The organism is Streptomyces albus subsp. chlorinus (genome assembly GCF_013302895.1).
Classification (GTDB): Bacteria; Actinomycetota; Actinomycetes; order Streptomycetales; family Streptomycetaceae; genus Streptomyces; species Streptomyces chlorinus.
In genome coordinates this window covers 2,512,224-2,520,567 of sequence record NZ_VJOK01000001.1, presented here as the reverse complement: position 1 = coordinate 2,520,567, position 8,344 = coordinate 2,512,224, and the positions used below count along the sequence as shown (strand labels likewise).

Genomic DNA, 8,344 nt, shown 5'->3' with positions numbered 1-8,344 from the left:
GAACTCGCCGGTACCCAGCAGCCACAGGCCGCCCAGCACGGCCGCCGTGCGGGGCCGTCCGGCGGCCAGCCCGCCGAGCGCGGCCCCGGCGGCGGCGGTGACGGCCAGATGCCGGGGCAGTCGGCCGCGCGCGGCGCCCGCCCGCTGCCACCAGTCGGGGCCGTGCAGGCGGTTCATCAGGACGTCGTCGGCGTTGCCGCGCTGGGCGCGCACCGACACCCACCGGTCGGCGGCCCGCACCGGGTGGACGGTGTGGCGTTCGCCCTCCGTCAGCCGCCACCCGGCGGCCTCCAGCCGCAGCGCGAGGTCGGCGTCCTCCCGGAAGGCGCGGCGGAACCGCTCGTCGAAGCCGCCGACCGCCTCCAGCGCGGTGCGCCGGTAGGCCATGTCGGCGGTGATCCAGCGCGCCGTCGCCAGCCCGGCGGTGTTGCGCTCCCAGTCGGTGGGCGGGCGGTGTCCGGGCAGCGGCACGGTGATCCGGCCCTGGGTGCCGGCGATGGCGCCGGGCGCCGCGTCCGCGGCGGCCAGATCGGCGGCGAGCCGCGCCGTCCAGTGCTCGCCGGGGACGACGTCGTCGTCGAGGAAGGCGATCCACTCCTCCTCGGTGGCGCGCCAGCCCACGTTCCGCGCGGCGGCCGGCCCGGCGGCGGCGCCGGGCACCACGGTGACCAGCCCGGCCAGCGCCTCGGGCACCCGCACCGGCAGCGGGTCGCAGTCGGTGGCCGGCCGGTCGTCGACGAGCACGATCCGGCGCGGGAGCGGCGGCCCGGCCTCCGCCAGGGCCTGGAGTGTACGGTTCAGCGACGGTCTGCCCAGGGTGGGGACGACGACGGCGAACCCCGGCCCCCCGGCGTCGGCTCCGCTGCTCACGCGGCCTCCCCTCGCAGGGTGCCGGACACACCGCGCTCGGCACCGGGCAGCCCGCCCGGCAGGCCGCCGGAGAGCCGGCCGGCCGTTCCGCCCGGCAGGCTGCCGGTCCGGTTGTCGGTCCGGTTGCCGGTCCGGGTGTCGGCCAGGCCGTCGGACCGGTGGAAGAAGCCGGCGCGGCGCACCACGTACGGGCCGATGGCCAGCAGGTCGACGGGGGAGGAGCCGAAGCACTCCAGCGCGTCCCGCGGATCGTCCACCATGGGCCGCCCGGCCGTGTTCAGGCTGGTGTTGACGACGACGGGCAGCCCCGTCAGCTGTTCGAACGCGGCCAGCATCCGCGCGACCAGCGGCTCCCGCTCCCGGCTGACGGTCTGGATGCGGGCGGTGCCGTCGGTGTGCACCACGGCGGGGATACGGTCCCGCCAGGCGGGCCGCACGTCGTGCACGAACAGCATGTACGGGCTCGGCAGCGGCCCCTCGAAGATCTCCGGCGCCCGCTCCTGGAGCACCATGGGCGCCACGGGCCGGAACTGCTCGCGGCCCTTGACGTCGTTGAGCCGTTCCAGATTGGCGGCCCGCCCCGGGTGCGCCAGCAGCGAGCGGTGGCCCAGGGCGCGCGGCCCGTACTCGCTGCGGCCCTGGAACCAGGCCACGATCGCGTCGTCGGCGAGCGCCCGCGCCACCGTCTCGGCCACATCCGCCGGCTGCTCGAACGGCACCCCGGCGCCGGTCAGCCACTGCCGCAGCTCCTCGTCGTCCCAGCCGCGCCCCAGGTCGGCGCCCGCCATCGGCACGGTGGCGTCGCCGCCCCGGGAGGCCAGCGCCAGCGCCCCGCCCAGCGCGGTGCCCGCGTCCCCCGCGGCGGGCTGCACCCACACGTGCGAGAAGGGCCCCTCGGCGGCGATCCGCGAGTTGGCCACGCAGTTGAGGGCGACACCGCCCGCCATCGTGAGCACCTCGTCGTGGGTGCGGCCGTGCAGCCACCGCGCCATGTCCAGCAGCGTGTCCTCCAGGCACCGCTGGGCGCTGGCCGCCAGGTCGGCCTGCTCCCGCGTCCAGTTCCGCCCCGGGCGGGCCGCGGGCGCGAAGCTGTCCCAGGGCACGTCCTTGGCCACGAACCCGCCGTCGCCGGTGGAGTGCACATACCGGGCCAGCTCGGCGGCCATCCGCGGCCTGCCGTAGGAGGCCAGCGCCATCACCTTGTACTCGTCGGAGGAGCGCAGGAAGCCCAGGTGCGCGGTGAGTTCCTCGTAGACGAGGCCGAGCGAGTGCGGCAACTGCTGGCTGTGCAGCGGCTCCAGGGCCGTGCCGCGGCGGCGGGCCGCCAGATGGGAGGCGGACTCGCCGCGCCCGTCCACCACCAGCACCGAGGAGCGCTCCGCGTCCGGCGCGGCGAACGCGGAGGAGGCCGCGTGCGCCAGATGGTGCGCCACGAAGTGCACCTTCTCGCGCTCCAGTCCGGGCAGCGCCTCACACAGGAAGGACGGCGCCTCCCTCGCGTACGTCAGCCGCAGCGGGTCCCACGGGTCGTCCAGCCCCATGTCCTGGGCCGGTTTGGCCAGGTCCGGGTCGAAGGAGTAGGCGACCGCGTCCAGGTCCTCAGGGCGCAGCCCGGCCTCGGCCAGACACCAGGCGGCCGCCTTGTACGGCAGCTCCCAGGCGGCGAACGGCACCGGCCGCTTGCCGTGCTTGCGGCGGGAGAACCGCTCCTCCTCCGCGGCGGCGACCGTGTGCCCGTCGACGACGAGCGCCGCGGCCGGATCGTGGAAGAGGGCGTTGATACCGAGTACGCGCATGTCCTGCCGTGCCTTTCGCCAGGAGCCGGGACCAGGGGCCGGTCGCCGGAGTCGGGAACCAGGGTCGGTCGCAAGGGGGCGGGAGCCGGGAACCAGGGCCGGGAACCAGGGCCGGGAACCAGGGCCGGGAACCAGGGCCGGGAGATGGCGGGGCGCCCGGGGGCCGGGTGCCGTGCCGGTCTCAGGACGGCTGCCGGCGGAACCACTCGATGGTCCGCTCCAGCCCGTCCCGGGCCGCCACCACCGGCTCCCACTGGAGCTTTCCGCGGGCCAGGGTGATGTCGGGGCAGCGCACGGCCGGATCGTCGCTGGGCCGCTCGACGAAGCGCAGTCCGGAGGGGGAGCCGGTGAGCCGGATGACCAGCTCGGCCAGTTCCTGCATGGTGATCTCGTCCGGGTTGCCGATGTTGACCGGGCCCAGCAGCTCGGACGCCGCCATCGCCAGCACGCCGCGCACGGTGTCGTCCACGTAGGCGAGCGAACGCGTCTGGCGCCCGTCACCGGTCACCGTCAGGTCCTCGCCCGCCAGCGCCTGCCGGACGAAGGTGGGCACGGCCCGGCCGTCGTAGCCGCGCATGCGCGGACCGTAGGTGTTGAAGAGCCGGACGATGCCCACGTTCCCGCCCCGGGCGCGGGCCTCCGCCGCGGTGAGCGCCTCGCCGAACCGCTTCGCCTCGTCGTAGACGCTGCGCGGTCCCACCGGGTTCACATGCCCCCAGTACCGCTCGCTCTGCGGATGCTCCTGCGGATCGCCGTACGCCTCGGAGGTCGAGGCCTGGATGAACCGGGCGCCGTGCCGGCGGGCCAGGTCCAGCGCGTTGCGGGTGCCCGCGCTGCCCGTCTCCAGCGTGTGCAGCGGCATGCGCAGATAGTCCGCCGGAGAAGCCGGCGAGGCGAAATTCAGCACGAGATCCGGCGGAGAGCCACCGGCGGCTCCGGCGACTTCCGCGTCGAACGGATGGCAGATGTCCGCCTCTATGAGAGTGAATCCCCGGCGGCCTACCAGATGCGCCACATTCTCCCGGCGCCCGGTGCAGAAGTCGTCGACACATGTGACCTCGCAGCCGCTTTCCAGCAGTGCCGTGCACAGATGCGAGCCGAGGAAACCCGCCCCGCCCGTGACAACGGCGTGCCGGAACCGGGGAGGGGAATCGGTGCGCAATTCCATGAAGACTCCTACGAGGGCGCGGAGCTTTCGCGAGACGGTCGGTGTGCTCGCCCTCACCAGCGTGAGGCGCCCCACACGGCGTCGCAACCGAGGAGCTGTCGAGCGCTGCTCACCGTGGCGCTGCGCAGCGTCATCGACCGCTGTACAGCGCGGTCGATTCCGGACGCTCCGTAACCGGTCCCGCTGCGCCCACCGGCTTGTGAGCAAGGCAACGGGATCCCCTTTTTCTCCTGCTCACACGGGGTGGAAATGGTGCGGCGAAGCCCCGTCGGCACAAGGGGCCGACGAGTCGGCGCAAACCGTCTGTGAATATGGCTGAGGGCCTTCGACGGGACCTCGCCACAGAGGTTTCCCACCCGATTCCCGCCCCTCCTTTTCCCTCCCCCTTCCCCACTCCCTCCTGCCTTCCTGCGCGAATTTCTCATGGCTCTTCACCCGACTGCCGCCCCCGCGGCCCCGCGCGAGCGGCCCGGGCCGCCCGCCCGGCTCCGCGACCGCCTCACGGCCCGCGTCCCGCGCCCCCGCGAACGCGGCCGGGAACCCCGTTCCGCCGCGCGCTCCGAGCGCAGCCCGTGGCGCTCCCTGCGGTACCCCAGCATGCGCTGGTGGTCCGCGGCCAACCTCGTCTCCAACGTCGGCACCTGGATGCAGCTGACGGTGCAGAACCTGCTGGTGCTCCAGATCACCGGCTCGGCCGCCACCACCGGCCTGTCCCTGGCCGTGCAGGCCGCCCCCGGCCTGCTGCTCAGCCTCGTCGGCGGCAGCCTCGTCGACTCCTGGCCGCGCAAGCTGACCGCCTCGGTCAGCCAGGCACTGCTGGGACTGGTCGCCTTCGCCACCGCCGCGTTCGTCGCCTTCGGCATGCTCACGGTGCCGCTGCTGATGGTGCTCGCCGCCGTCACCGGCTCCATCGCCACCGTCGACAACCCCGCCTGCTCACTGCTGGGCAACGACCTTGTCAAGCGCAAGGACGTGCCCTCCGCGATCGCGCTGGGCTCCGTCGTGCACAGCGCCGGCCGGCTGCTGGGCACGGCCGCCGCCGGTGCGGCCGTCGCCTGGTTCGGCATGGCCTCCGCCTACGTCGTCAACGGGCTGTCGTTCCTGGCGGTCGCCGCCGTCATCCCCTTCCTGAAGCTGGCTCCCCAGGAGGAGCGTGAGGCGCAGACGGCGCACGAGCGGGCGGGCGCGTCCGCGTCCGCCGCGACGGCGGGTGCTACCGCCGCGCCGGGGGGTGTGTCCCCCGCGAAGGCGGGTGCTTCCGCTTTCGCGGGCGGGGGCGGCCGTCCGGCCGGGGGCGGTGCCGGTGACGGGGCCGGGACCCGTGCCGAGGTCCGTTCCGGGGCTGAGGCCCGTTCCGGGGCCGGGATCCGTTCCGGTGGCAAGTTCGGGCTCGGCGGCAAGTTCGGGTTCGGCGGCAAGGCCGGGCTCAGTGGAAAGGCCGGGTTCGGAGGGACCCGTGAGGGCCTGGTCTACTTCGCGCGCAACCCGCGCCTGGTAGCCCTCGCCGCCATCACCGGCATCTCCGCGATCTTCGGCCGCAACTACCAGCTGACGCTGGCCGTCCTGGTGACCGGCCCGCTGGCCGCCGGCGCCGGCTCCTTCTCCACCGTCTCCACCGTCCTGGCCGTCGGCGGGATGGCCGGCGCCGTGCTCGCCGGCTGCCTGCGCAAGCCGTCCGTGCGGCACGTCGCCCTGCTGGCCGCCGCCGGTGCGCTGCTCCAGGTCGTCGCCGGGTTCTCGCCCTCGCTGGTCTTCCTCGTCCTGCTGGTGGCCCCCATGGCCGTCGTGGAGTCGGTCTCCGACACCGCGGGCACGACCGTGCTCCAGACCGAGCCGCCCGCCCACATGCGCGGCCGGGTCCTGGGCGTGTGGCGCAGCGCCAGCACCGGCTGGGGCCTGGTCGGCCCGCCGCTGCTGGGCGCCCTCATGGAGTTCGGCGGCGCCCGTGGCGGGCTGATCGCCGGCGGCCTGGCCATCGTGCTGGTCACCGGGCTGGCCCAGCTGCTCCAGCGGCGCCCCGTGCGGCTGCCGCGGCCCCGCTCCGCCGCGACCTCGGCCGCGTCCGTGCCCGCTGTGTTGCGGCCCGCACCGGCCGCTTCCACCATGGAGTGAGCAGGAAGGGCAAAGAAGGGTGAACGGGACATCCGGGAATGCGGGTGTCCCTCCCCCAGCACAACGCGGAGGACGCGATGAGCGACGTCAACCCCATCGAGGTCCAGCAGGCCCTCAAGGGAGCCTCCTATCCGACCGACCGCAAGACCCTCACCGACCTCGCCAAGAAGAACAACGCGAGCGACAAGGTCGTCGACAAGCTCTCCCACATGAAGACCGAGCGCATCGAGGGCCCGGACCAGGTCGAGAAGGAGATGTTCCGCGGCTGACGCGGCACCAACCTGCGGGTCCCCGTGGGTCTTGTGGACCTCGCGCGTCTCGTGGGGCTCGCGGGCCTAGGGGGCCTCGCGGGTCTTGTGGGCCTCGCTCGCGGGTCTCGTGGTGTGGTGAACCTTCTGGGCCGTGGGCTGCGGGCCTTGTGAATCTTGTGGGCCGCGGGTCTTGTGGGTCTCGCGGATCCTGCGGGTCCTTGTGGGTCCCGCGGGCCTTGCGGGGCCTGCGGATTCTCCGGGCTCTCGTGGCTCCTTGCGGTCCCTTGCGGTCTCCTGCAGTCGTCTTTCGGGACCCTGCGGTCCTCGCCGATGATGCCGGGCCTGGCGATCCCTTCGGGGCCTGTGGCCCCTGCTGGAGCGTCGCGGATCCCGTGGGCCCCCTGTAGGTCCCGCTTCCTGCGGTCTTCGGCCGGCCCGGCCCTGCGTGCCCTGGCGGTCCCTTCGGGGGCTTGCGGTCCCTTCGGGGGCTCGCGGGAGGTCGGGCCGGAAGCCGAGTCGGGAAGCCGAGCCGACCGAGCCACGTCGGCCAGTTGAACCGGCCGGACCACGTCACCCGGCCGGACCACGTCACCGGCCGGACCACGTCGAAGAGCGAGCCGGCCGAGCCGCGTCAGGAGACCGATCCGACGAGCCGCGCGGAGGACCCGAGCCGACGGGCCGCGGCGGGAGACCGACCCGGCCGGAGGCAGGTCAGGGATCCGAGCCGACGGGCCGCGTCGTGAATCCGACCCGGCCGGAGGCAGGTCGGGAATCCGAGCCGAGAAGCGAGGCGCCATGGAGACAGGCGGCGGCCCCGGTGGGGGTGCCGGTGAGCGGCTCGGCGTCGTCATCGCGACCCGCGACCGCCGCGACACCCTGGCCCGCACGTTGGAGCGGCTGCTGGCCCTCCCGGAGAACCCCCGGATCATGGTGGTGGACAACGCCTCCAGGGACGGGACGGCGGACATGGTGACGCGCGCCTTCCCCGGCGTGGACGTGCTGCGTATGCCGGTCAACCGGGGCGCGCTGGCGCGCAACGCGGGCGTACGCGCCCTGCGTACCCCGTATGTGGCCTTCAGCGACGACGACTCCTGGTGGGAGCCGGGCTCACTCGGCAGAGCGGTCGACATCCTGGCCGCCCACCCCGCCATGGGGCTGCTGGCGGCGGGGATCACGGTCGAACCGGGGCGGTCCGGCGACCCCGAGGGCCGCGACACCCTTGACGCCCTCGATGCCGTCGCGGCCCCCGCGGGGACCGCGGGTCCCACCGGCCCCGAGCGCTCCGAGCAGCCACCGCCGCCCCGCGGCCGGTCCGGCCGCCCCGACCCGCTCAACGGCGTACTGGCCGCCTCCCCGCTGGGCGAGGGGTCCGTCCCCGGCAGCCGGAAGGTCCTCGGCTTCCTCGGCTGCGCCGCCGTCGTCCGCCGGCAGGCGTATCTGGACGTGGGCGGCTACCACCCGCTGCTGTTCTTCGGCGCGGAGGAGACCCTGCTCGCCTACGACCTGGCCGCCGCGGGCTGGGAGGTCGTCCACTGTCCCGACGTGGTCGCCCGCCACTCCCCGGCGGACGTGCCGCGCCCCGGCCGCGAGGCCCTCGTCCGCCGCAACGAACTGCTGATCGCCTGGCTGCGGCGCCCGCTGCCGCTGGCGCTGCGGCGTACGGCGTCCCTGTGCGGGGACGCGGTAGGCGACGCCCAGGCGCGCCGCGCCGCCCGGGGCCTGCTGCCCCGCCTCCCGGCAGCCCTCCGGTTGCGCCGCCCCCTCCCGCCCGCCGTGGAGGAGGCCGCCGCCCTGGTGGAGGCCGTCCAACCGCCCCGCACGACGGAACCCGCCCGCCCCGTAAAGGGAGCCACGGCATGACACCGCACGCGGACCGTCCCCCGGCCGGACCGGGGGACGGAGCCCAAGGACCCGGACCGGGGGACGGAGCCCGAGGACCCGGACCGGGGGACGGAGCCCGAGGACGAAGCGGGGCGCGAGGACAGGGCGCGACCCAAGGGCAGGGCAGGGCCGGGGCACGAGGACGAGGGCAGGCCGGGGACCGAGGGCGACAGGCCGGGGACCGAGGACGACAGGGCGGGGCCCCGGGACAGGGCGGGGCCCCGGCGTGGGAGCCGGGTGCTGCCCGGGAGGAGGGCGGGGGGTGC

6 protein-coding genes are annotated in these 8,344 nt (G+C 74.9%); 3 read left to right on the top strand and 3 right to left on the bottom strand.

The genetic code is table 11. From position 1 onward, the window contains the following. The 3 genes from FM076_RS11320 to FM076_RS11310 form a co-directional block, all read right to left on the bottom strand. Window positions 1-870, bottom strand: an 870-nt coding sequence (locus FM076_RS11320; RefSeq protein WP_173869959.1) for a glycosyltransferase, incomplete at its 3' end; no start/stop codon positions are given. Then, window positions 867-2,666, bottom strand: coding sequence for a carbamoyltransferase family protein (locus FM076_RS11315; RefSeq protein ID WP_243274430.1), 1,800 nt, complete (start codon window positions 2,664-2,666; stop codon window positions 867-869). The genes FM076_RS11315 and FM076_RS11320, both read right to left, overlap by 4 nt. A gap of 181 nt (window positions 2,667-2,847) precedes the next feature. Further along, complete coding sequence (locus tag FM076_RS11310) at window positions 2,848-3,834, bottom strand: NAD-dependent epimerase/dehydratase family protein (protein ID WP_173869957.1); 987 nt, start codon at window positions 3,832-3,834, stop codon at window positions 2,848-2,850. A gap of 597 nt (window positions 3,835-4,431) precedes the next feature. Here FM076_RS11310 and FM076_RS33640 point away from each other — a divergent pair. From FM076_RS33640 to FM076_RS11290, 3 genes are all read left to right on the top strand, one after another. Continuing rightward, window positions 4,432-5,946 carry an MFS transporter gene (locus FM076_RS33640; RefSeq protein ID WP_243274881.1) on the top strand — a complete coding sequence of 505 codons (1,515 nt, stop codon included), beginning with the start codon at window positions 4,432-4,434 and terminating at the stop codon, window positions 5,944-5,946. 44 nt (window positions 5,947-5,990) lie between these two features. Then, the gene (locus tag FM076_RS11295) at window positions 5,991-6,215 is read left to right on the top strand and encodes a DUF2795 domain-containing protein (RefSeq protein ID WP_428814803.1); all 225 of its coding nucleotides are present in this window, start codon (window positions 5,991-5,993) and stop codon (window positions 6,213-6,215) included. A gap of 777 nt (window positions 6,216-6,992) precedes the next feature. Beyond that, window positions 6,993-8,057 (top strand): glycosyltransferase family 2 protein, encoded by a 1,065-nt coding sequence (locus FM076_RS11290; RefSeq protein ID WP_173869955.1) that lies wholly within the window; start codon window positions 6,993-6,995, stop codon window positions 8,055-8,057. Window positions 8,058-8,344 lie beyond the last annotated feature (287 nt).

Coding starts and splice junctions, on each gene's coding strand:
- FM076_RS11315 (WP_243274430.1), bottom strand. CDS start 2,666: ATGCGCGTACTCGGTATCAACGCCCTCTTCCACGATCCGGCCGCGGCG.
- FM076_RS11310 (WP_173869957.1), bottom strand. CDS start 3,834: ATGGAATTGCGCACCGATTCCCCTCCCCGGTTCCGGCACGCCGTTGTC.
- FM076_RS33640 (WP_243274881.1), top strand. CDS start 4,432: ATGCGCTGGTGGTCCGCGGCCAACCTCGTCTCCAACGTCGGCACCTGG.
- FM076_RS11290 (WP_173869955.1), top strand. CDS start 6,993: ATGGAGACAGGCGGCGGCCCCGGTGGGGGTGCCGGTGAGCGGCTCGGC.